Source organism: Gabonibacter massiliensis (assembly GCA_001487125.1).
Taxonomy (GTDB): domain Bacteria; phylum Bacteroidota; class Bacteroidia; order Bacteroidales; family Marinifilaceae; genus Gabonibacter; species Gabonibacter massiliensis.
Genome location: LN913013.1, coordinates 1,784,401 through 1,807,869, shown reverse-complemented (window position 1 = coordinate 1,807,869; position 23,469 = coordinate 1,784,401). Strand labels below are relative to the sequence as shown.

The following is a 23,469-nucleotide window of genomic DNA, read 5'->3' as shown; positions in this document are numbered from 1 at the left end:
ATCGTACTAAACTTTTAAAATTAAGAATGATGAAAAAAACGATTCAATTAGTAGTATTAACATTGGTTCTTCTGGTCGGGGGAATATCAACGGGTATGGCACAGGTTAATCCTGTTGAGCGAACTCAATTTTGTTACGAGGGAGAAAATTGGGTTGTCAGTTTTATGGGTATTCAGTTTAAATCAAATGAAATGATTTATATTAGACATCGTATTTTGGGGGATGTTTACGAGACTTGGGATATCGGTACAGATATAGGAATGTATTGTTACGTTGGAGTAACTTTAGAAGAGAGCGGAGTGTATGAATTTGGCCATTGGTCGTCTACTGTTGCTTTTGATACAAGATTAATAGTGACGCTTGTTGTTATGCCAAAGCCGGATGCTTCCATGGCTTCAAGAATGGGTAAAACGGATGATGTAAGAGGTATCAATCACGGTCTTCTTTTTTCCCGGTTAGCTTGTATCGAGGAAAAAAGTTTAGTTTGGCAATCCAACCTGTTTGTATTAGCGTAGCTTAGAATTAAAAGATAAGAGGACATGAACACGAGTGTTTTTTTTCACGTTGCTGAATACGAGATGAAACAACAGGGGCGAAGTTGGCTTTTCCGTTTTTTCGCCTTGTTCTCGTTGGTGGGGATCGTGTCGTGTCACGTTTACTGGCAGGGTCCTGGGGCGGGAAACTGGAAAATGGTTGCTTTTCCCTGTTCCATGCCCCTGGTTAACGCTTACCTTTATAGCGTTATTCAATCGTTGTTCCTGGCGGTAATGATGTCGGAAATTCCCCGTCGGCTCGATCACCGGGGCTCCCAGGAAGCGTTGTTGGCTCGCCCGGTGAGTAACACGACTTATCTCTGGGGAGTGGTCACGGGAAACGGGTTGCTTTTCCTTTCGATGAACGTTGTCGTGATCCTGTCCAGTGTTTTTCTCGTGAACTTGACGAGCTTGGCCCCGGTAAGCTGGTCGTGTTACCTGTTTTACCTGTTGACGCTTACTCTTCCTTCCTGGTTGTTTGTAGCCGGTTTTTCCTTCTGGTTAAGCAGTGTCACGGGTTCCCGTTATCTCGCTATCTTTTTTTCCCTGGCTTGGTTGATTGGTTGCTTGTTCTGGCTGCCTTACGTTCAACACGGGACGCTCGATTACACGGGTAGCGGCGTGCCTAATCTATTCTCGGAGCTTGTGGGTCATTTAAACCTTCCCCGTTATTTATTGCATCGCCTGGCTTACTCGTTGTTGGGCCTGGGGTTGTTGGGCTGGAGCGTGAGCCGTTTCAAACGAATCCCGAATTGCCGTTCGACCCGTGAAACTCAGGTACTCGTCGGTTTATTATTTTTGTTAGTAGGATTAGGCTGTACTTTTTTATTAGAGTACTCTTATTACCGTGATCGTTCCGCTCGTGAAGATTATCGTTCGAGTTTCTCCCGTCACTGGCGGGAGGAGACCTGCCGGGTGAAGAAGCACGCTATCCGGTTGCGGCAGAGGGGTAAAAAATTAAAAGCGGAGAGTAATCTCTTGGTTTATAACCCAGGAAAAGCGTCTTTGGATCGAGTCGTTCTTTTCCTTAACCCCGGTATGCGTGTCTTGTCGGTTAAATCCGGGGGGAACGCCTTGTCTCACGATCGCGATGGACAGGTGATCTCGATCGCTCGTTTTCTGTCTCCGGGCGATACCTTGTCTTTAAGTATCGATTACGAGGGAACGATAGACGATCGTTATTGTGACCTGCACTTGCCTGATAAGGACCACGAGGCTGTTTTTTATAACGATTGTTTTTTCCCGACGGGTCGCCGCGGTTCTTTCGTGGAGAATAATTTTCTCCTTTTGACGCCGGCGAGTGGCTGGTACCCGGTGTCTATTCCCCCTTCTAATCCTTTCATGCCTTTAGCGACGGGTCGTGATTTTACCCTTTTCACGCTGGAGGTGGAAAACCCTCTTCAAAAGACGGTAGTCTCGCAGGGAGTCCCGTGTAGGGTAAATGACGTTATTCGTTTCACGAGTCATAACCCTCTGAACGGGATCACGTTGTACGGTGCTAACACGTTGAATTACACGGTACCGGTAGACACGAGTTTCGGTTTCCGTTTTAACCTTACGAGCTGGGGTCGTGACTTGGCGCGGATGTTCTCTGGTATCAGTCAACGTTTTTTCACCTCTTTCTGGCGTAGCGAGACGATCTATCACTGGTACGATTACAGGAGGTTTCCCAGGATGGGGTGGTACGAACCCCGTAACCCTTACCTTCATTTCTCGGAGGTGCCGGTCTCTTTTCGATTGTCCCCCGGGGTGGGTAAACCGCTGGCGGGTTTAACGGAACCGGGTATCGTCTTTTTTCGTGAACGGGGATTCGAGTACCGGATGCTCGATGTCGTGACGGGGGGAAAGGTGAAGACGGGGGATGAATTTTTCGCGGTGTTTAATCCCTTGTACCAGTCTTTGTTCAACGGTAATTGCCCGAGTGATAACAGTCACCCGTTACGGGGGATCGGGTATGAAGTGAAAGAAGCGTATTACACGGATAGTCGTGTGGAGTCTCTCAACGAGAATTCAAATATCTGGGCTCATTCTTTGAAATATCCTTTTATGGGTAAAATTTTTGAGATTTTTCAGAATAACATGCATATCTTTACTCGACCTACTGATGTTTTTTTCCTTCCGGAGATTAAATCTATTTACGATTATCTTTCGAATCATACGTTACAAGATATGTTATTAGACCCGGGACTGGAAACGAGAATGGGAATATGGGTGTTCCTAATTAAGGTGAGGGATCTTTGGAATAGTTTAACGATGTATATACCACCAATAGAATTTCAGGCGTGTTTGGATAGTCTTTATCGTTATCGGCATGGGGAGATAGATTACGATTCGTTAGTGGGATTGTGGAGTACTCGTTGGGGAGTAGACGTAGACAATATCGTACAGAGATGGGTAATGGCGAGGCACGATCAATGTTTCAGGATAAAGGATGATATTTTGTATTTTGATACTGTTGCAAAACGTATGAAAGTTATGGGAAAGATCATGAACATTGGGAAAACAGGAGGAATGGTTTTTGTCGAGCATAAACCCTTGCCTGACCAAAAAGTAGTCGAGCGCTTCAGTTGCTATTTGGAACCTGGCGAAACCAGAGCTTTTACTTTGGTGTCAGGATCTGTTATAAGTATGAATACTGGATTATCAGCAAATCGTCCTTGTGTTCGGTATTTTAGTCGTTATGTGAAGAAGGAAGGTGAGGATTTTGGAGAGTCTGGGGGAGAGTGGCGTTCAATCTCGGTAGAAGAATTCCTGGCAGGCGAGAACAAGAACGAGTTCGTGGTGGACGACCAGGATGCCGGTTTCGAGCTGGTGGACGGTAACCTCACCTTGTTTCAAAAATGGTTTAGAAAAGAGCCTCCTTTACGAGGTTTTCAGAAGGGAGAAACCTCTCGATGGGTACAGGTGATCACGGATAAGGCGTACGGGGATTTGATCCAAGGATGTTATTGTATCAGCGGTGGCGACGGCAAATCAACTGCCACGTGGCGGGTGAATCTCCCGGGGGTGGGGCGTTACCGGGTTATGGCGAAAGTATATAAACAGTTTCTTGTTTCTGGTTTTGGATACCCGGAAGGGGTAATTTATCATTACACGATTTTCCACGGGGATAAGAAAGAGGAAGTGGCGGTGGATCTGGACGAGATTCTCCCGGGGCGTTATGAATCCAGTAGCTGGGTTTCTCTTGGCGAGTATGATTTCCCGGCTGGGGAGGCCAAGGTGGTACTTTCCGACAAGGATTCCCGGCGAAGAAAAGACGTGGCGATCGTGGCTGACGCGGTGAAGTGGATAAAAATAGAGTAGCACCCTGGTAGCACCCTGGGACGGGGTAAAAGTGCTATGTGTTAAAAGATTCGGTTCGTGCGGCATGTTATACTCCGTTTAACCCGGGAAAGAGAGTGGTTGCAGATAAGCGCGGGACACTTGTTTTAAACACGAATTTTTTGTAATATTAACAGTTGAAATCCGGGGGAGCACGATTGATGAATGATTCGAAGAGGAATTTAAAACGTGGTTCGTTTACTCGTGTCTGGTAAAAGAGCCTGGAATGGCAATCCAACGTGTTTGTATTAGCGTAGCTTAGAATTAAAAGATAAGAGGACATGAACACGAGTGTTTTTTTTCACGTGGCGGAGTACGAGATGAAACAGCAGGGCCGAAGTTGGCTTTTTCGTTTTTTCGCCCTGTTCTCGTTGGTGGGGATCGTGTCGTGTCACGTTTACTGGCAGGGTCCTGGGGCGGGAAACTGGAAAATGGTTGCTTTTCCCTGTTCCATGCCCCTGGTTAACGCTTACCTTTATAGCGTTATTCAATCGTTGTTCCTGGCGGTAATGATGTCGGAAATTCCCCGTCGGCTCGATCACCGGGGCTCCCAGGAAGCGTTGTTGGCTCGCCCGGTGAGTAACACGACTTATCTCTGGGGCGTGATCACGGGAAACGGGTTGCTTTTCCTTTCGATGAACGTTGTCGTGATCCTGTCCAGTGTTTTTCTCGTGAACTTGACGAGCCTGGCCCCGGTAAGCTGGTCGTGTTACCTGTTTTACCTGTTGACGCTTACTCTTCCTTCCTGGTTGTTTGTAGCCGGTTTTTCCTTCTGGTTAAGCAGTGTCACGGGTTCCCGTTATCTCGCTATCTTTTTTTCCCTGGCTTGGTTGATTGGTTGCTTGTTCTGGCTGCCTTACGTTCAACACGGGACGCTCGATTACACGGGTAGCGGCGTGCCTAATCTATTCTCGGAGCTTGTGGGTCATTTAAACCTTCCCCGTTATTTATTGCATCGCCTGGCTTACTCGTTGTTGGGCCTGGGGTTGTTGGGCTGGAGCGTGAGCCGTTTCAAACGAATCCCGAATTACCGTTCGACCCGTGAAACTCAGGTACTCGTCGGTTTATTGTTTTTTTTAGCGGGGTTGGGCGGTGCATTTTTATTAGAGTACTCTTATTACCGTGATCGTTCCGCTCGTGAAGATTATCGTTCGAGTTTCTCCCGTCACTGGCGGGAGGAGACCTGCCGGGTGAAGAAGCACGCTATCCGGTTACGGCAGAGGGGTAAAAAATTAAAAGCGGAGAGTAATCTCTTGGTTTATAACCCGGAAAAACAGGTTTTGGATCGAGTCGTTCTTTTCCTCAACCCGGGCTTCCGGGTGTTATCGGTAAAATCAGGCGACAAGGAGTTGCCTTACCGTCGAGATCGACAGGTTGTTTTGATCGATCAAACTTTACGGCCCGGAAGTACCTTGCTTTTGAGTATTGATTACGAGGGTACGATTGATGATCGTTATTGTGACCTGCACTTGCCTGATAAGGACCACGAGGCTGTTTTTTATAACGATTGTTTTTTCCCGACGGGTCGCCGCGGTGCTTTCGTCGAGAATAATTTTCTCCTGTTGACGCCGGCGAGTGGCTGGTACCCGGTGTCTATTCCCCCTTCTAATCCTTTCATGCCTTTTTCCACTGGGCGTGATTTTACCCTTTTCACGCTGGAGGTGGAAAACCCTCTTCAAAAGACGGTAGTCTCCCAGGGAGTCCCGTGTAGGGTAAATGACGTTATTCGTTTCACGAGTCATAACCCTCTGAACGGGATCACGTTGTACGGTGCTAACACGTTGAATTACACGGTACCGGTAGACACGAGTTTCGGTTTCCGTTTTAACCTTACGAGCTGGGGTCGTGACTTGGCGCGGATGTTCTCTGGTATCAGTCAACGTTTTTTCACCTCTTTCTGGCGTAGCGAGACGATCTATCACTGGTACGATTACAGAAGGTTTCCCAGGATGGGCTGGTACGAACCCCGTAACCCTTACCTTCATTTCTCGGAGGTGCCGGTCTCTTTTCGATTGTCCCCCGGGGTGGGTAAACCGCTGGCGGGTTTAACGGAACCGGGTATCGTCTTTTTCCGTGAACGGGGATTCGAGTACCGGATGCTCGATGTCGTGACGGGGGGAAAGGTGAAGACGGGGGATGAATTTTTCGCGGTGTTTAACCCCTTGTACCAGTCTTTGTTCAGCGGTAATTGCCCGAGTGATAACAGTCACCCGTTACGGGGGATCGGGTATGAAGTGAAAGAACCGTATTACACGGGTAGCCGGGTGAAGTCACTCGATGATGACAAGAATGTTTGGGTACATTCTTTAAAACACCCGTTTATAGGAAGGATTTTCGAACTTTTACAAAACAGGAGACCTCCTGTTAACAGTTTCTCGTTCTCGGAACAGGCGTTCATGCTTGATTACTTTTTGGAGCATACCCTGGAAGATATATTATCGGATCCCGGTTTGCGGGAAGATTTGCGGGAGTGGATCTTGTATCTTAAAACAGAAGACTTGCGGTCTCGTTTCTCGATACACGTTCCTCGCCGGGCGTGGCGGGGCAGTCTCGATAGCCTTCGCGATCACGGGGAGGTCGATTATGACTCTTTAGCGAGAGCGTGGAGCGCTCGCTGGGGCGTGGACGTGGATAGTATCGTGATGGAGTGGGTACACGCTAAACACCAGCAGTTTTTCAGGGTAAAAAATGATGGGGTGTATTACGATCCCGTGATGAAACTCTCGAAAGTGGAGGGACGGGTCATGAACGCGGGTAAGACGGGAGGGGTGGTCTCCATGGAGTACAACTTGACGAGTGAATATGGCGACGTGGAAGATTTTGCTTGTTACGTGGGCCCCGGGGAAGCGAAGGCGTACACCCTCGTGTCGAAAGGGGGATCCGGTATTCTCACGAGACTATCCGCTAACCGCCCGACTGGTTTTGTTTTTGATAATTATGAGGAGAGAGACGGGAGAAGTTTCGGTGAAATAGGCGGGGAATGGCGTTCAATCTCGGTAGAAGAATTTCTGGCAGGCGAGAACAAAAACGAGTTCGTGGTGGACGACCAGGATGCCGGTTTCGAGCTGGTGGACGGTAACCTTACCTTGTTTCAAAAATGGTTCAGGAAGGACCCTCCCTTGAGGCGTAGTTTTCGCCAGGGCGGCAATACCTCCCGCTGGGGATTCGTGATCACGCCGGAGGCGGAGGGGGACTCGATTCGAGGCTGTTACTGTATCGAGGGAGGAGAGGGAAAATCGACGGCCACGTGGCGGGTGAATCTCCCGGAGGCAGGGCGTTACCGGGTCATGGCTAAAGTGCATGTACAATCTCTTGCTATCGGGATTGGTCGTCCGGGAGGAGTGGTTAATCACTACACGGTTTTCCACGGGGATAAGAAAGAGGAAGTGGCGGTGGATTTGGATATTGCGATACCCAAGCGCATGGGCTCCCGTGGCTGGGTTTCTCTTGGCGAGTATGATTTCCCGGCGGGCGAGGCCAAGGTGGTACTTTCCGACAAGGATCCCCGGCGAAGAAAAGACGTGGCGATCGTGGCTGACGCGGTGAAGTGGATAAAAATAGAGTAGCACCCTGGGACGGGGTAAAAGTGCTATGTGTTAAAAGATTCGGTGATTAAAAGATCCCGTGATCCCGGATTTACGACTTGGGGAGTCAGGATCAGCATTTAATCATAGTTGAATAGATTAATATACCTTGTGTGTATTATTTTTTTGGTGATTCCGTGGGGATTTACCGCCACGTCTGAATTGCTATATTCCGGGGCCTTGCTCGGATCGGGAGCGGCGGGAATCCAAATGAAATCTTCGCAAAACGACTGGGGCTTTAACGTGCACAAGGGCGATAACGATTACGTCGAAATGTATTACCGGAGTGCAACGAATTGGGGGATTAAAGGCGTAATAGAAGGGGATACCGTGTTCCAACTTGGTAATAATAATCAAGTCGCGGGTTGGGGTATAACAACAGGTTTTCAATCTAAAACGTTTAGTTGGCCAACTTATAATAGGTCGGGCAGCTTAACTGAAGGTGGGGCAGTTGCTAAGTTATTTCCTAATGGAGCGTTTATGTTTTGCGCGACAGAAACGGGTATGTTACAACCTTCAACAGGATTACTGCAAGCTGGATTAATTACCGCTATTGCCGACAACGCAATGGTGAGAGGTTTAGAAATACGAGCGCAAAGCAATGGATATTTAAAAGAGGAATACACGTTAATTCTTTCTGCAAAAAATACCTATTCAAATCCATCTAAGCTTCCAATAGCTCTTTTAATAGAGGATGGATCGTTAAAACTAAATGGAGCTGAAATTTACGGGATTCGAGTAGTTGGTACAGGAGGTACGGTCTCTACTAAAGGCGTATCGGTAATGAAGGTTACAAGTACAACATCAGGAAATCGTTTAGTGCTTGGCCCCGGCGACGAGGGACAACGTATTGAAGTAATAAATGACACCTTGGGAGACTTGTTTATAAACACGGCAAGAGACGAGCAAACATATAATTTTATCAAAGGAAAATCTAAAAAAAGTCTAATATTCAGTGGTACTTCGTGGTATGGCGAGGCAGATAATAATTAATAATTCTTAAAAGCATAACATCATGAAAATTAATTTTGAAAAATTGAAAGTGAAAAGCCTTTCCGGCGTGGTTACGGAAATAGATAGTAGGGAGGGGATTGCAGAAATAATTTACGATCAGACGCACGGTTTAAAATATAAGCTATTAGCCGAGAAAATTTATAAATCGACGGGAGTACTGGAATTAGACGAAACGGAATTAAACACGTTGAATAGCCTGTTAGATACAGATTTTTTCGTTAACAAAATTACCGACGCTATCCGGGATAATTTAGTTAAATAAAGAAATTTGGCGGTTTCCCGTCCCGGTACGCCGCCAATAGAATTTTCAATTTTGTAAATGTAATATAATTGGTCTAATATTATTGTATAAAGGAGGTGTAAAATGGAAAGAGTTTATAGTGTTTTCGTGTGGGCGTTTGCCGTGTTATCGGCATATTTAGCCCCAATGAAAGAGGTATTCTGGTGCATGTTATTGTTCGTCACGATAGATTTAATTGTTGGGATAATAGCGAGTAGCAAGAACGGCATCGGCAGGAGCTCCCGGCGTGCCCGGAAGAGCGTGTTGAAGCTGCTTTGTTATCTCGGGGCCGTGGTTATGGCGTTCGTGGCAGAAAAGGCTTTTACTGGTGAAATGATCGGCTCGTACAAGTGGATTGGTGGTTTTATTTGCCTTGTGGAATTTATTTCGATACTGGAGAATATGGCGACGATTACGGGGAGCCCGATCTTTTTAAAAATTATCCGGTTGATCAGGGGAACGAAAGGTAACTTGATAAAGGAAATATTGGAGGAGAAAAACGATGGACAAAAAACAACTTAGAGATTTAATTAAAAGAGTGCTGGTCGATTTGGATTTGCACTCGGAATCAGCAGAGAATTTATTGATGGGGACAGCAGCGCAGGAATCGGGATTAGGAGAATACATTCGGCAGCTTGGTAGTGGTCCGGCATTGGGGATATTTCAAATGGAACCGAACACGTTTAAGGATATCGTTCAAAATTACCTGCAATACAAACCTGAACTGGCAAAAAAGGTGATGGCTATCTCCGGGGCGAACGCTTTCCGGAGTGAGTACCTTGAGTATAATCTTGCACTCTCTATTTGCATGTGTCGGGTGCATTATCTCCGCATGCCGGTAAGGATACCAGATGATTTAACGGGCTGGGCAAAATATTGGAAAGAACACTATAACACAAGGATAGGCAAGGGAACGGAGAAGGAATTTGTTAGAAACTTTAAAAAACTGGTGTTATGAGAAATTATTTACTTCTAATCTGCATTTGTGTACTTGTCGTCTCTTGCGGTCGGATAAAATATATTCCGGTGGAGAATATTAAAACAGAATATCGGGATCGGGTTGATATTCAAAAGGATAGTGTTTATTATTCTGACACGGTTCGAATTATAGAACGAGGCGACACTATTAAAATATATCGGGATCGATGGAGAACTGTTTACAAGGATCGTCTTGTCCGGGACACATTTGTTAAACAAGATACTATAACAAAGCCTTACCCGGTAGAAGTTCTGAAGTATCGAGTTCCCGGCGTTATGTGGTGGGTAATATTTGTTTTAGCGGCGTGTTCAGTGCCTTCTATTTGGAAAATTGTTCGTAGGTTTTTGTAAATGCTGTATTTTTAAAATATCTTTTTTGAAGGAGTAAAACACTCCTTCTTTATTCATGTCAGTATGTAATATTTATACTGGGTAGATTTCATGGTTAGGATCCACCCATAAGATCTTTAAATAATTGTATTTTCGGATTCCATAAATACGTAATTCTCCTCCCAGACGTAATGAGTAAATTTCGTCAATATCATCTAATTTCATTTCTTTAAGTCTTTTTTGTGCATCGGGACATAAATTTCCTACAGAAACATGGTGGCTATTAGATTTTCCTTGTCTGCCATGTGTAGCTCTTTCTATCGCTTGCCATGTTGAATTTTCTCTATCTTTCAATAGGGGATAAAGAATTTGTAGAAAATAATCTTTAGATAATTCTTGAAGAAACTCTTGGAAAATTTTAGGAGGAATAGGCTTTTGATAATATTCCTGAAGTTTTTTGATAAACTCATATGTGTTAGAAAATGTTCTATTCTTAAAGCTTTCTAGAATTTTGTTTAATTCCTCGTCATTAAACTCAAAGACTTTTTCATATAGAGAATTGGAAAAGACGAATTTAACATTTCCAAGAATTGTTTGCAATCCCCATTTACTATCTAAATCAATACTTCCAATTTGCCAACAAATGGGCATTTCATTGTAAGGCTCAATATTAACTCCTTGTTTTGGTTTTTTTTGAGGAGGATTTATATTATTATTCTTTGTTTTGGGAATACGTTGAGGAGTCATTTTATTGAAGAGTAATATTCAGCCATAGAATCAAGGGTAATTTCATTATTACCTCGTTCCAATTGTTTTAAACCGAGACGAGCATTCTGCCACGGTGCTTCAGAATGGGTTAAATCGATCAACCATTGCGCTTCTTTATCACCATAAAAGTCTATCACATCATTAATAGTTTCTTTCTGAGTATTATTAAGTGCATTTTCATTCCCATTGGAAAGATCCCAATAGGAAATACTATACATCCCTCTGTGGAAGAGAAAGAGTTCTCTAACGACAGGACCATTTGCCCATGCTTCGATTCTCTCCTTGAAAATTGGTTTTTCTTCCCAAACCATGGCCCATGCTTGACAATAGTATAGCAATTTATGCAATTTCATGGTTGAACATTGTTTCTCTTTTAAGCGACTTAATATATAACGGGCAGCATCAAAGACAGAGACAAGTTCTGTTTGTTTTTGGCTATTAAAAGTGTATTCTTTTTTTTCGAATTCTTTTGGTAAATAATATTCTTCATTTTCACAAATACTGTTTGTGTCTGTGGAATATTTTTCTGTGTTTATTTCTTTTAGAGATAAAACAGATTTGAAATCCGATTTCTTATTAGAATATGCTGAGTTATCCATAAATCACTCAATTTTTAGATTGTATAATTGTTCTAATAATTCTTTTGCTTCTTCTTCTTTTTTATTAATTATAGTGTCATCTTCACCGATAATATCAAAAATATTCTGAGCTTCTTTTATACGAAAATCATAATTAAAATCAAATGTAATATCGTTTCCTTCCTTAATGATACGAATATTTAGGAAAGATTGTTCGTTAACTTTTAATGCTATAATCATAGCGGAAGAAATAACTTCTAAGTTTTTGAGATCCTCATTTAAATTTAATTTGTTAGTTAATTCTTGCGGGATTTTTGCAGAATCTTCTATATATGCAGTATTGATCCCCATGGAAACTATAGGAGTGTGAGGTAAGATTCGTAATATATTACGTAAACACTCAACTGCTTTCTCTGGATTGCCTGTTATTCTAAATTCTAGTCTTTCTCCTAAAATATTAATAGCAAAATCTGGAGTAACAAATTGCAGAGAGGCATTTACTAAGTGTGGTTGCGGAATTCTTACCTCAAATGCGTCATGCATTATGATATATTTTTGTATCCATTCTGGCGTAAATATAGCCTTATTCCATGCTCCAACAATAACTATAGGACAAGTATCTATTTTCTTTTTCATAATTGCGAAATTAAATCTCAGGTTATTCACGAGAGATGTGAAGATAAAAGTTGATATACTTTATATATGACAAAGCAAATCTATAACAAAAATAAATATAAAGCAATAATAAAATTTTGTGTTGGTATTTTCTTTTTCTACGAAATATTTAAATCAAAACGAATGATTTATTTTGCTGAAAAAATAGTGAATAAGTCATGGCGTTCCTGTTTGTGTTCCTGGTAAATAATAAAGCCCATTGATTTACAGTGGGTTTTATCTTGTATTTGTACTCGAGGCGGGACTTGAACCCGCACAGCCGCAATGGCCACGGGATTTTAAGTCCCGCGTGTCTACCGATTCCACCACTCGAGCAACATTGAAAAAGAACGATCGAAAGTCGGGATACTCTTGTACAGATCGTTTACCGTGTTCCTCGAAAATTTTTATTCATTCGTTGGGGAACGAAAGCAATTCGCCAAGAAGTTATTAGCAAGAATCCTTATAGTAAGATCACTTATTCAAGGTATATTGAATTGAGAAAGTAGTTTAAATACGTTTATTCTTTATAGATCATTATATTGTAGCGGGCGTTTTTCAATGGAAATGTATAAACGCTCCTTTCTCGTTTGTCACTTCTCATGTTTTTGTAATAATATTATTATGATAGATTATGTTATGATAATAAATATTATATATTTATAATACATTGATATAAGAAATAATTATCGTATATTTACACAAATATTATTTTTTATAATAATATTTATTCAAATAATTATTTTACTAACCTCTAAAATTAAAAATTATGAAAAAAACGATTCAACTAGTAGTATTAACGTTGATTCTCCTTGTCGGGGGAATATCAACGGGTATGGCACAAGATGCTGGCACGATTAGACGAACCCAAATGTGTTATGAAGGGGAAACTTTCACGGTCAGTTTTTTGGGAGTCACATTTAATAACAAAAAAATAATCTACGTTAGACAAAGTGTGGGTGTGGTCCCTATAGATTGTTGGCAGGTGGGGATAGACGTGGGCATATTTTGTTATGTTGGAGTGACAGTAGAAGAAAGTGGAACCTATGAATTTGGGCATAATTTAACGCTTGTACCTAATGCAAATGAAGATATAAGATTAATTGTGGATCTAATTGTAATTAGGAAACCTGACGCTTCCATGGCTTCAAGAATGGGTAAAACGGATGATGTAAGAGGTGTCGATCACGGTCTTCTTTTTTCCCGTTTAGCTTGTATCGAGGAAAAAAGTTTAGTTTGGCAATCCAACCTGTTTGTATTAGCGTAGCTTAGAATTAAAAGATAAGATGACATGAACACGAGTGTTTTTTTTCACGTTGCTGAATACGAGATGAAACAGCAGGGCCGAAGTTGGCTTTTTCGTTTCTTTGCCTTGTTCTCGTTGATTGAAATCGTGTTATGTCATGTTTACTGGCAGGGGCAGGGCGTGGAGAACTGGAAGATGGTGGCCTTGCCTTGCTCGATGCCTTTAGTTAACGCTTACCTGTATAGCGTTATTCAATCGTTGTTCCTGACGGTGACGATGGCGGATATTCCCCGTCGATTAAGTAGGCCGGGAGCTCTGGAAAGTTTACAGGCTCGCCCAGTAGATAATACTACTTTTTACTGGGGAATAATCACGGGTAATGGTGTACTTTTCTTGTTGATAAATGTTGTCGTGATCCTGTCCTCTGTTTTTATCGTAAATTTGACGAGTTTGGCCCCGGTAAGCTGGTCGTGTTACTTGTTTTACCTGTTGACATTGAATCTTCCTTCCTGGTTGCTCGTGGCCGGGTTTTCTTTGTGGTTAAGTAGTGTCACGGGTTCCCGTTATCTCGCTATCTTTTTTTCCCTGGCTTGGTTGATTGGCTGCCTGTTCTGGTTACCTTACTTTCAACACGGTACGTTCGATTACACGGGTAGCGGTGTGCCCAATCTTTTTTCCGAGCTGGTGGGACATTTAAACCTTCCCCGTTATATGTTACATCGTTTGGCTTACTCGTTGATAGGCCTGGGGTTGTTGGCATGGAGTGTTAGCCGGTTCAAACGGATCCCTAATTATCGATCGACACGTGAAAATCAGGTGCTCGTTGGCGTGCTACTCTTGTTTGTTGGATTAGGCAGTGGTTTTTTATTAGAATACTCTCACTATCGAGATCGTTTGGTTCGGTCGGGTTACCGGGCAAGTTTCGATCGTAACTGGCGGGAGGAGATCTGCCGGGTAAAGAAGCACGATATCCGGTTACGACAAACGGGTAGGTATTTGAAGGCAGAAAGCAACCTGTTGGTTTATAACCCGGGAAAACAGACTTTGGGTCAAATCACTCTTTTCTTAAACCCAGGATTAGAAGTTCTGTCTGTAAAATCTGGAGACAAGGAATTACCTTACCGCCGGGATCAACAAGTTATCCTGATCGGTCAACCTTTAGGAGTGAATGAAACCTCGCCCTTGTATATAGCGTACGAGGGAATGATTGATGATCGTTATTGTGACCTGCACTTGCCTGATAAGGACTACGAGACGGTTTTTTATAATGATAAATTTTTCCCGACGGGTCGTTGCGGAGCTTTTGTTGAAAATAACTTTCTCTTGTTGACTCCTGCCAGTAGCTGGTACCCGGTGTCGATACCTCCTTCTAATCCTTTTATGCCTTTGGCGACGGGGCGTGATTTTACCCTTTTCACGCTGGAGGTAGAAAAACCTCTTCAAAAGACAGTGGTCTCTCAAGGAGTTCCCGAGAAAATAAAGGATGGTATTCGTTTCACGAGTCATAACCCTCTGAACGGGATCTCTTTGTACGGGGCGAACACGTTGAATTATACTACGCCTGTTGATTCGAGTTTCGGTTTTCGTTTTAACCTGACGAGCTGGGGAAAGGATTTCGCCCGGATGTTCTCGAGGGTAAGCCAGCGGGGATTCACTTCTTTCTGGCAGAGCGAAACTATTTACTACTGGTACGATTACAGGAGGTTTCCCCGGATGGGTTGGTACGAACCCCGTAACCCTTACCTTCATTTCTCGGAGGTCCCGGTTTCTTTTCGATTGTCCTCGGGGATAGGTAAACCGTTAGTCGGTTTAACGGAACCGGGTATTGTTTTTTTCCGGGAACGGGGCTTTGAATTTGATCTTGTCGACGTGATGTCCGGAGGTGTGGTGAGAAATGGAGATGATTTTTTCGTAAAATTTAAACCTCTATTTTTTGCTCTATTCGAGGGAAGTTGTTCGAGTAAAGAAAGTCATCCTTTGCGGGATATCGGGCAAAAATGGAAAGAGGCATCTTATGGTGATAGTAGGGTGATGTCTCTTGATGATTACTGGAACATTTGGATTTTTTCTTTAAAGTACCCTTTTATTGGCAAAACTTTTGAGGTTTTGCAAAATAGAAGGCCTTTCTTAAATACTTCTTCATTTTCAGAACAAATGTTCATACTTGATTACCCACTAAAACATACCCTGGAAGATATTTTATCAGATACCGAATTGCAGGAAAGCACGAGAGCCGTGTTGTTGAGAGATAAAGTAAAAGAATTAGGGATTCGTTTAGCTATACATGTTCCTTCCCGGGTATGGCGATCTTGCCTTGATAGCTTGTATCGTCACGGGAAGGGGGAGATTGATTATGATTCTTTGATAGGAGTGTGGAGTGCTAGATGGGGTGTGAACGTGGATAGTATAGTGATGGCCTGGATGAGTGCCAAACACCAGCAATTTTTCAGGGTAAAGGATGACAGGGGTTATTATGATCCTGTGACTAAATTAGCAAAAGTGGAGGGTAGGGTCATGAATGCCGGAAAAACGGGGGGAGTGGTTTCTATAGAGCATAATTTAACGGGTGAAATTGGTAACGTGGAGGATTTCGCTTGCTATTTGGAGCCTGGGGAAGCGAAGGAGTATTCCTTTGTGTTGAGAGGAAGATCTGCTATAAATACCGGATTGTCGGCCAATCGTCCGACTGGTTTTATATTTAGTCATAATGAAGTGGTAAATGGGACGGGTTTCGGGGAAATAGGCGGACAATGGCGCTCGATATCGGTAGAAGAATTTCTGGCAGGCGAAAACAAGAACGAGTTCGTGGTGGATGACCAGGATGCCGGTTTCGAGCTGGTGGACGGTAACCTCACGTGGTTTCAGAAATGGTTTAAAAAAGAACCTTCTTTACGACGGTTTCAGGATGGAGAAACATCCCGCTGGGGATTGGTAATCACGCCGGATGCGGAAGGGGATTCGATTCGTGGCTGTTACTGTACCGGGGGGGGAGAGGGTAAATCGACGGCCACGTGGCGGGTAAATCTCCCGGAGGCGGGACGTTACCGGGTCGTGGCAAAAGTGTACAAGCGATCTCTTGTACCTGGGCCGATTTTGCCGGGAGGAGTAATTTATCACTACACGGTTTTTTACGGGGATAAAAAAGAAGAGGTGGAAGTCAATCTTGACGAGCTGCTCCCGAGGCGTATAGACATTCGTGGTTGGGCTTCTTTAGGCGAATACGATTTCCCGGCGGGGGAGGCAAGGGTGGTGCTTTCCGACAAAGACCTCCAAAAACGAAAAGACGTGGCGATCGTGGCTGACGCGGTGAAGTGGATAAAGATAGAGTGATTGAGATTTTGTTTAATTATAATGAAGGGGAAGTTAAGATAGGGAAGGGAAAAGAGAATAGTATACGAAATACCTCCAGATCTCATACTCTAAAAGGTGGATAAAAGATATTATGTTCCTATGTATGTTCCTAAAATTAATAAAACCAACTGAATATCAGCTGGTTTTATTTTTATTGGTGATTCCGTGGGGACTCGAACCCCAATCAAAGGAACCGGAATCCTTCATTCTATCCATTGAACTACGGAACCGTGAGTCGGATGGTCAGTTTGACTTTCCGGGGACAAATCTAATCATTTTTTTTAGATTCGGAAAGGATGTTGAGAATAAAAAAGGGGACATTCGTCCCCTTTACTTCTATTCGTCATAGAGATATTATAACTTTTTACGAGTGGCATAACTCACGCGCAAAGAATTTACTTTACGTAATTCCTGTTTTACGTCTGTTACGATACCCATTTTAGTATCAGCTTGGATCTTCAAGTTATTGGTAATCCTGTTTTTATCTTCTTCTTTTCGGGTTTCCTGTTCCGCGTAAACAAATTCAGCTATATCTCCGACCGTGGCCAGTTTATCATTTAACTGAATGCGAGGTTCACTTCCGTAAGCACCGACAAACTGTGCTTTGGGTTTCCCGATATAGATATTACTGATCAAGGATTTCTTCTCCAACTTGGTAATCTCCCTGGCTTCTGGCATCGCATTTTCAATCATAAGAGTTACTTCCCGCATCGTCGTACTTACCATGAAGAAAAATAACAACATGAATACGATATCCGGAAGAGATGCTGTTGAGATAGCAGGGGTCTCTTTTTTTCCTCCTTTGTTAAACTTAGCCATTATTTCTTCCCTCCTTTCTTTGCGATGTTTCTCGGTTCAGCTTCAGATATGGCCGTCGGGACGATCTGCCTTACAGCCTCCTGTTGTTCTTCTGATAATTCGGTATATTTTTTTCCCCATTGCTTCATGGCCATTACGTCTCTTACTTCATTATATGCGGCAGCAAGTTCGTCTTGCACGGCAATATACATTTTGTAAGAAGTGCCTCGGTCACTTTGCAAAGAAATAATACCTTTTGAGACTTCCACCTTTCCGAAGAAAGGAACATCCTTGCTCACTTTTTCCGGTAGATTGTCTTTGTTTTGGGGGTTCAGAATGAATTCTTTCGCCTTTTCTTTTAATTCGGATATATCAATTATCTTTGACTCTACGGATAAGAGATCATCTCTATTTACCAATATCTCCAGAATATTTCTTTTGGCGTATTTCGGAGGAGCTTGATTCTCCGGCGCCATGGGCGGTAACCGTCTGAACAATCCCGAGTCAACATCCATTGTCGTTGATACCAAGAAGAAAATCAACAACAAAAAGGCAATATCTGCCGTTGACGTGGCATTAATTTCCGGTGTTTTTTTTGCCATATTCTTTTTATTATTTATTCGGAAGAACGAGTTATCTCAATCTTCTGATAATTTCTGTTACAAAAATAGACCCGATCGCTCCAATTCCCAAGAAATACATGGTAAATAGGATGGTATCGGCAAACTTTAATGCACTCGGATTGTTATCCGGTCCATCGTAACCCTTCATGTCTAATAATGTACCGTCGGACAATGAATAAGCAATTAACACGAGAACAACGATCCCCACGAGAGCGATAAGACTCTTAATTGCTTGTTTCGGTCTGGTAAACAGTCTGGCAATAGGGAATACCAATGCTGCCACAGCACTAAGTCCGAACAGAATATAAGCCCACCATATCAATTGGTCCGTATAGACAGGAGTGGTGTATTGGGCATTTGGAAGATCTCCTCCTCCAAAAAACAATCCAATCAACACAACTGTAATTACGAGCATTACAATGGTTAGGATATTCAATAACTTATTAATCTTCTGCATGGTGATTTAGTGTTTTTGATTATATTTTACAAGGATGTCTAATAAAGTTACGGAAGCATCTTCCATGTCGTTCACGATTCCTTCGATTTTTGCAACACAATAGTTATAGAACACTTGAAGAATCATGGCAACGATCAAACCGGCAACGGTCGTAATCAATGCAACTTTAATACCTCCTGCAACCAAAGACGGTTGAATATCACCAGCAGCCTGGATTTTATCGAAAGCGTCGATCATACCGATTACAGTTCCCAAGAACCCTAACATCGGGGCCAACGCGATAAACAAGGCAATCCAAGACATACCTTTTTCCAATAATCCCATTTGAACGGATCCGTAAGATACAACCGATTTCTCAACCATATCTATACCTTGGTCGTAACGGGAAAGTCCTTGATAGAAAATACTTGCAATAGGGCCTCTTGTCGTTCTACAAACTTCTTTGGCAGCCTCAACTCCTCCATTCTCCAAAGCATCTTCTACTTTGTCGATCAATTTTTTAGAGTTGGTAGAAGCCAAGTTCAAATAAATTACTCTCTCGATAGAAATAGCCAAACCGAAGATTAGAGCCAAGATAACGAAGCTCATGAAAGCGGCACCACCTTCGATGAATTTTTGTTTTACTACCGCGTGGAATGAAGAACTCTCGATGTTTTCTTCGTCATCCATGGATTGGGTCGGGGTGCTTGTTGCAGGTTGTTCTGTTTCCGTGGTTTGGATGTCGACACTTACTGTCTCATTTTCCTGTGCCATTAGCATAGATGATGCTCCAATAGTAAGCATTCCAAAAACTGCTATTAGTGCAAATAATTTTCTCATGATCTATTTAACTGATTTTTAGTTTATAAATAATTAAAATTTAACTCTATATTTTGTTTTCTTCTCCATTTCGTTCTCTTCTCCTTTCTTTTCACCACAAATTAGAGCGGCAAGGTATAAAAAAAATGTTAAAAGCCAATGCGTTTTGGGGATATTTCTCCTTTAAGCGTGTTATTTAAACATTTTTTTATTTCGTTAGGGTCTTTATATTTGCCTAACACGTACATCATCTTGGTTACCGCCGCTTCAGTCGTGATGTCATAACCGCTTATTACCCCGCAATTTAATAATTCCCTACTGGTCTCGTATTTTCCCATTTCCACGCTTCCGCCCTGGCATTGGGTCACGTTATAAACATATATTCCCCGGTGTAATATTTTCTCTATTTTGTTAAGAAAAACTTTATTCGTGGGAGCGTTTCCGGAACCGTAGCTTTCTAAAATGAGCCCTTTTAATCCGGGAATATTCATAATGGCGTCCATGATTTCGGGACGCATACCCGGAAATATTTTAAGGATGGCGATATTCGTGTCTACATCGCAGAAAGCGGAAACGGATTCCGTGCGGGGGGTGTAATCGATAGCACCGTAATTGTAATGTATATGAATCCCGATTTTTGCTAAAGGGGGATAATTAAACGATTGGAAGGCGTCGAAGCTTTCGGCATTGATCTTCGTGGTACGATTTCCCCGGAATAGTTTGTCGCCGAATAACACGGAAACTTCAGGTACAATCGCTTTGCCTTCGTCGTATGCTGCGGCAATTTCTACGGCGGCGATCAGGTTCTCTTTTCCGTCCGTTCTGATTTTTCCAATAGGTAGTTGTGAACCTGTAAAAACCACCGGTTTGTCTAAGTTGTTCAGCATAAAACTCAGGGCCGAGGCCGAATAAGCCATCGTGTCGGTACCGTGTAAAATTACGAATCCCTGGTATTTATCGTAATTTGTCAGGATAATTTGGCATAATTGTTTCCATAGTCCGGGTTGAAGGTCGGAAGAATCGATAATCTCGGGTAAGGTGTAGCTGTCGATCAGAAAACCGAACTCTTTGATTTCCGGAACTTCCAATGCAATCTGGTCGAAATTGAACGGACACAATGCCCCGGTTTCAGGATCATTTACCATACCGATGGTTCCCCCGGTATATATGATTAATACTGGTTTTTCCATAAACGAGGTTTTGGATTTTAAAACAGGAATAATTTTATTCGCACCTTTCACTATGCAAATTAAATAAATTAGTTGCATTGTTTGACGTGGTCGTCTCTATTTTTTTTACGTCAACCCCTAATATTTCAGCAATTTTAGCGGCTATATACGGAATATAACTGCTTTCATTCCTTTTTCCACGGTAAGGAACCGGGGTAAGATAAGGAGCATCCGTTTCCAATACGAGGTGATCCGTTCCGATTTCTTTGACCACTTCGGCCATAAGCGATTTCTTGTAGGTAACAACTCCCCCGATTCCTAAAAGGAATCCGAGGTCAACGGCACGTTTCGCATCTTCCGTGTTGCCGGGAAAGCAATGGAGTATCCCTTTCATATTGTAATGTTGGCGTTTTAACACTGTAAAAATTTCGGACAAGGATTCTCTTGAGTGAATGATGACCGGCAAGTTCATTTCCCTGGCGATATTCAGTTGTCTTTCGAATACCTCGATTTGTTCCTTGTAGTAAGTTTTATCCCAATAAAGATCGATACCGCATTCGCCGATACCGTAAATCGTATATTTCCCGAGAAGTTTTTCAAATGCCGCGTACTCTTCCTTGTAAGAGGCGTTAACGGAAGTCGGGTGAACCCCGAGTAAGGGAAGCATTATACGCGGGTATTGTTCCGCGAGTGTCAGCATGGAAGAACGGGTCGTTCGGTCTATGTCCGGTAGTATGATGTATTTTACATCGGCGGACAACGCTCTTTCCACGACTTGATCCCGGTCTGCTTCGAATTCTTCGGCATAAATGTGTGAATGCGTATCTATAAACATATGGAATATATTTACTGTTTTAGTCGGAAACAAAGATAATGAATCATCGGTGGAATCTCAATATTTAAAGAAAATTTGGATTTCATTCGATTTTTGCTAATTTTGACCCAATTCCTCCGGTATAATTATGAATATTGTAATAGATAGGATACAACAAGGCAATGAGCTTGCTTTTAAAGAACTGTTTGATGAATTTTATCAGGCCTTGTGTGTATTTGCGCTGACGTATGTAAAAGATCAGGTACAGGCTGCCGATATCGTGCAGGAGGTTTTTATAAAGTATTGGAACCGTCGAGGGGATTTTGATAATCTTTTCAAAGTCAAATCTTTTCTTTATACGGTTGTCCGTAACGACTGTCTTAATACGATTCGCGATAAAAAGGAGATAAGAGAAGATATTTCGCTCATCGAATCGGATGCGTTTTTTGTAGATAATCTGGTAGAGGAGGAAGCTTATCGTATCTTTTATAATGCCGTGGAGTCTTTACCGCTCCAGACCCGGGAAGTGATTCAATTGACTTTGGACGGGTTGAAAAATGCAGAGATCGCGGTACATATGGGAATAGCCGAAAGTTCTGTGCATACTTTGAAGAAGCTCGCTTATAAAAAATTGAAGGTGACATTGAAAGATTATTATTATCTCGTGTTTATTTTCCTACCCTGATTTTTTTTCTTTGCATGTAATCGTTTGATTATAATCGAATTATCGTTTAGTACTAAAAAAATAAGCAAAAAAGTTCATTTTTCGTTCCCCATAAAAACGGGTTTTTGTGTTATATAAGTAATAGGCGAAAAGCGAATGCCAAAAAGGATCGTTTTTTGATTCACTCTTTTCTTTTATTTTTTTCTCTATTTTCTTCATGCAAAAAAGTCTTTCTCTCTTGTTATCAATAAATTAACAAAAACTTATATTTAATCTATTTTTGTATTATCAAACGATCCTTTTTTGATAGCTCGATGGATTTCGGCTTTTCTCACGGGAGAACCTACGAAAGAGGAGAAGGAAGAGTTAGAGGTTTGGCGGGAATCTTCGGAGGAGAATAATGCTTTATTCGAACGTGTTGTGAGTGAGGAAAATATCAAGCTAAAAAAAGAACAATTTTCTTCTTTTAATAATAAAATAGGCTGGGAGAATTACCGTAAAAAACAATTCAGGAGAAGACAAAGAAAGTTTCTTTCGCGGTTTTTGCCTTATGCGGCGTTGCTTGTGATTTCTTTGAGTGGTGTTTTTTATTTTTTCATGAACCGAGAACCGGATAGAAAGCTATCCGTTGCGCCGATGAGCACGATCCTACCGGGGGCACCTAAAGCCATACTGACGTTGGCTGACGGTCAAAAGATCGATTTGGAGACCGTGAGCGGAACGATCAGAACGGAAAAAGAACGGACCTTTATTTATAATACCGGTCACCAGCTTACTTATAGCGATACTTGCCTCGCTGAGATTTCGGATGCGATGGAGTATAATGAAATCACAGTGCCGAAATGCGGGGAATATCAATTGAGCCTAAGTGACGGTACGTTGATTTATTTGAATTCGATGACTAAAATTCGCTATCCGATCCGGTTTACCGGGGAGATCCGGGAGGTGGAATTGGAAGGAGAGGCTTACTTTATTGTGGCGAAAAATACGGAGAAACCGTTTATCGTAAAGACAACTTCTTATGATGTGACAGTTTTGGGAACCCAGTTCAATGTTTCGGCCTATACGGACGAAGCGAATGTGACCACCACCTTGGTACAGGGTACCGTGGCGGTTTCCGGCAATAAAATCGACAGAGTCAGACGATTGACCCCCAACGATCAGTTTATTTTAAACAAAAGCACGGGTAAAGCGGAATTGAAGCAAGTGGATGCGAGTTATTTTACGGCATGGAAAGACGGTAAATTCCGATACCGGGACGTTCGGTTGGAAGATATTATGCGAGATGTCGAAAGGTGGTATGACGTGAAAGTCGTCTATGAAGACGAGGAGGTTAAGGAATTCCGTTTCGGGTTTAACATGGGACGTCATGAAATGATCGATCCTCTATTGAGGATATTCGAGCTAAACGGTAAAATAAAGATCCATAAGGATGGAAAGATTTTAAAAGTAAAGCGGGATCGGTAAGAAAGCAGGAGATGCTGGTAACATCTCCTGCCCGGACTATCT

At 42.5% G+C, this 23,469-nt stretch carries 21 protein-coding genes and 2 tRNA genes; 12 read left to right on the top strand and 11 right to left on the bottom strand.

Features of this window, described 5'->3' with window-relative positions:
• Positions 1–29 precede the first annotated feature (29 nt).
• From BN3283_RS11970 to BN3283_RS11940, 7 genes are all read left to right on the top strand, one after another.
• Positions 30–515, top strand: coding sequence for a hypothetical protein (locus tag BN3283_RS11970; protein WP_059026753.1), 486 nt, complete (start codon positions 30–32; stop codon positions 513–515).
• Between the two features lie 24 nt (positions 516–539).
• The gene (locus BN3283_RS11965; RefSeq protein ID WP_059026752.1) at positions 540–3,836 is read left to right on the top strand and encodes a golvesin C-terminal-like domain-containing protein; all 3,297 of its coding nucleotides are present in this window, start codon (positions 540–542) and stop codon (positions 3,834–3,836) included.
• Between the two features lie 299 nt (positions 3,837–4,135).
• A complete protein-coding gene (locus BN3283_RS11960) occupies positions 4,136–7,420 on the top strand; it encodes a golvesin C-terminal-like domain-containing protein (RefSeq protein ID WP_059026751.1) in 3,285 nt (1,094 codons plus the stop codon).
• A gap of 108 nt (positions 7,421–7,528) precedes the next feature.
• A complete protein-coding gene (locus BN3283_RS11955; RefSeq protein WP_147625599.1) occupies positions 7,529–8,431 on the top strand; it encodes a hypothetical protein in 903 nt (300 codons plus the stop codon).
• Between the two features lie 22 nt (positions 8,432–8,453).
• Positions 8,454–8,714, top strand: coding sequence for a hypothetical protein (locus BN3283_RS11950; protein WP_059026749.1), 261 nt, complete (start codon positions 8,454–8,456; stop codon positions 8,712–8,714).
• A gap of 102 nt (positions 8,715–8,816) precedes the next feature.
• Positions 8,817–9,254 carry a phage holin family protein gene (locus BN3283_RS11945; protein WP_059026748.1) on the top strand — a complete coding sequence of 146 codons (438 nt, stop codon included), beginning with the start codon at positions 8,817–8,819 and terminating at the stop codon, positions 9,252–9,254.
• The gene (locus BN3283_RS11940) at positions 9,235–9,690 is read left to right on the top strand and encodes a hypothetical protein (protein ID WP_059026747.1); all 456 of its coding nucleotides are present in this window, start codon (positions 9,235–9,237) and stop codon (positions 9,688–9,690) included. Before BN3283_RS11945 ends, BN3283_RS11940 begins: the two co-directional genes overlap by 20 nt.
• 443 nt (positions 9,691–10,133) lie before the next feature.
• Here the strand turns inward: BN3283_RS11940 and BN3283_RS11930 are convergent, their stop codons facing one another.
• The 4 genes from BN3283_RS11930 to BN3283_RS11915 form a co-directional block, all read right to left on the bottom strand.
• Positions 10,134–10,787 (bottom strand): hypothetical protein, encoded by a 654-nt coding sequence (locus BN3283_RS11930; protein WP_059026745.1) that lies wholly within the window; start codon positions 10,785–10,787, stop codon positions 10,134–10,136.
• Entirely contained in the window at positions 10,784–11,407 is a 624-nt protein-coding gene (locus tag BN3283_RS14700; protein ID WP_286137662.1) for a Panacea domain-containing protein, read from the bottom strand. The genes BN3283_RS11930 and BN3283_RS14700 overlap by 4 nt, the downstream gene beginning before the upstream one ends.
• Before the next feature lie 3 nt (positions 11,408–11,410).
• Positions 11,411–12,022, bottom strand: coding sequence for a hypothetical protein (locus BN3283_RS11920; RefSeq protein ID WP_059026744.1), 612 nt, complete (start codon positions 12,020–12,022; stop codon positions 11,411–11,413).
• A gap of 269 nt (positions 12,023–12,291) precedes the next feature.
• Positions 12,292–12,376, bottom strand: a tRNA-Leu gene (locus BN3283_RS11915).
• Positions 12,377–12,393: 17 nt separating this feature from the next.
• On the opposite strand from BN3283_RS11915, the gene BN3283_RS14785 reads away from it, so the two are divergent.
• The 3 genes from BN3283_RS14785 to BN3283_RS11905 all read left to right on the top strand — a co-directional run bounded on the left by BN3283_RS14785 (position 12,394) and on the right by BN3283_RS11905 (position 16,616).
• The gene (locus tag BN3283_RS14785) at positions 12,394–12,549 is read left to right on the top strand and encodes a DUF6549 family protein (protein ID WP_350308236.1); all 156 of its coding nucleotides are present in this window, start codon (positions 12,394–12,396) and stop codon (positions 12,547–12,549) included.
• A 260-nt stretch (positions 12,550–12,809) separates the two neighbouring features.
• On the top strand, positions 12,810–13,307 hold the full coding sequence (locus tag BN3283_RS11910) for a hypothetical protein (protein ID WP_059026743.1): 498 nt from the start codon (positions 12,810–12,812) through the stop codon (positions 13,305–13,307).
• A 24-nt stretch (positions 13,308–13,331) separates the two neighbouring features.
• A complete protein-coding gene (locus BN3283_RS11905) occupies positions 13,332–16,616 on the top strand; it encodes a golvesin C-terminal-like domain-containing protein (protein ID WP_059026742.1) in 3,285 nt (1,094 codons plus the stop codon).
• A 176-nt stretch (positions 16,617–16,792) separates the two neighbouring features.
• Here the strand turns inward: BN3283_RS11905 and BN3283_RS11900 are convergent.
• From BN3283_RS11900 to BN3283_RS11870, 7 genes are all read right to left on the bottom strand, one after another.
• Positions 16,793–16,867, bottom strand: a tRNA-Arg gene (locus BN3283_RS11900).
• 124 nt (positions 16,868–16,991) lie between these two features.
• Positions 16,992–17,456 (bottom strand): ExbD/TolR family protein, encoded by a 465-nt coding sequence (locus BN3283_RS11895; RefSeq protein WP_041503098.1) that lies wholly within the window; start codon positions 17,454–17,456, stop codon positions 16,992–16,994.
• Positions 17,456–18,037 (bottom strand): ExbD/TolR family protein, encoded by a 582-nt coding sequence (locus BN3283_RS11890; RefSeq protein WP_041503097.1) that lies wholly within the window; start codon positions 18,035–18,037, stop codon positions 17,456–17,458. The genes BN3283_RS11895 and BN3283_RS11890 overlap by 1 nt, the downstream gene beginning before the upstream one ends.
• Positions 18,038–18,068: 31 nt before the next feature.
• On the bottom strand, positions 18,069–18,515 hold the full coding sequence (locus BN3283_RS11885; protein ID WP_041503096.1) for a hypothetical protein: 447 nt from the start codon (positions 18,513–18,515) through the stop codon (positions 18,069–18,071).
• A 6-nt stretch (positions 18,516–18,521) separates the two neighbouring features.
• The gene (locus BN3283_RS11880; RefSeq protein ID WP_059026741.1) at positions 18,522–19,334 is read right to left on the bottom strand and encodes a MotA/TolQ/ExbB proton channel family protein; all 813 of its coding nucleotides are present in this window, start codon (positions 19,332–19,334) and stop codon (positions 18,522–18,524) included.
• A gap of 128 nt (positions 19,335–19,462) precedes the next feature.
• A complete protein-coding gene (locus BN3283_RS11875) occupies positions 19,463–20,503 on the bottom strand; it encodes an asparaginase (protein ID WP_041503460.1) in 1,041 nt (346 codons plus the stop codon).
• A gap of 34 nt (positions 20,504–20,537) precedes the next feature.
• Positions 20,538–21,317 carry a TatD family hydrolase gene (locus BN3283_RS11870; protein WP_059026740.1) on the bottom strand — a complete coding sequence of 260 codons (780 nt, stop codon included), beginning with the start codon at positions 21,315–21,317 and terminating at the stop codon, positions 20,538–20,540.
• A gap of 127 nt (positions 21,318–21,444) precedes the next feature.
• Here BN3283_RS11870 and BN3283_RS11865 point away from each other — a divergent pair, with 127 nt between their 5' ends.
• Entirely contained in the window at positions 21,445–21,981 is a 537-nt protein-coding gene (locus BN3283_RS11865; RefSeq protein ID WP_059026739.1) for an RNA polymerase sigma factor, read from the top strand.
• A 282-nt stretch (positions 21,982–22,263) separates the two neighbouring features.
• Entirely contained in the window at positions 22,264–23,427 is a 1,164-nt protein-coding gene (locus BN3283_RS11860; RefSeq protein WP_059026738.1) for a FecR family protein, read from the top strand.
• Positions 23,428–23,469 lie beyond the last annotated feature (42 nt).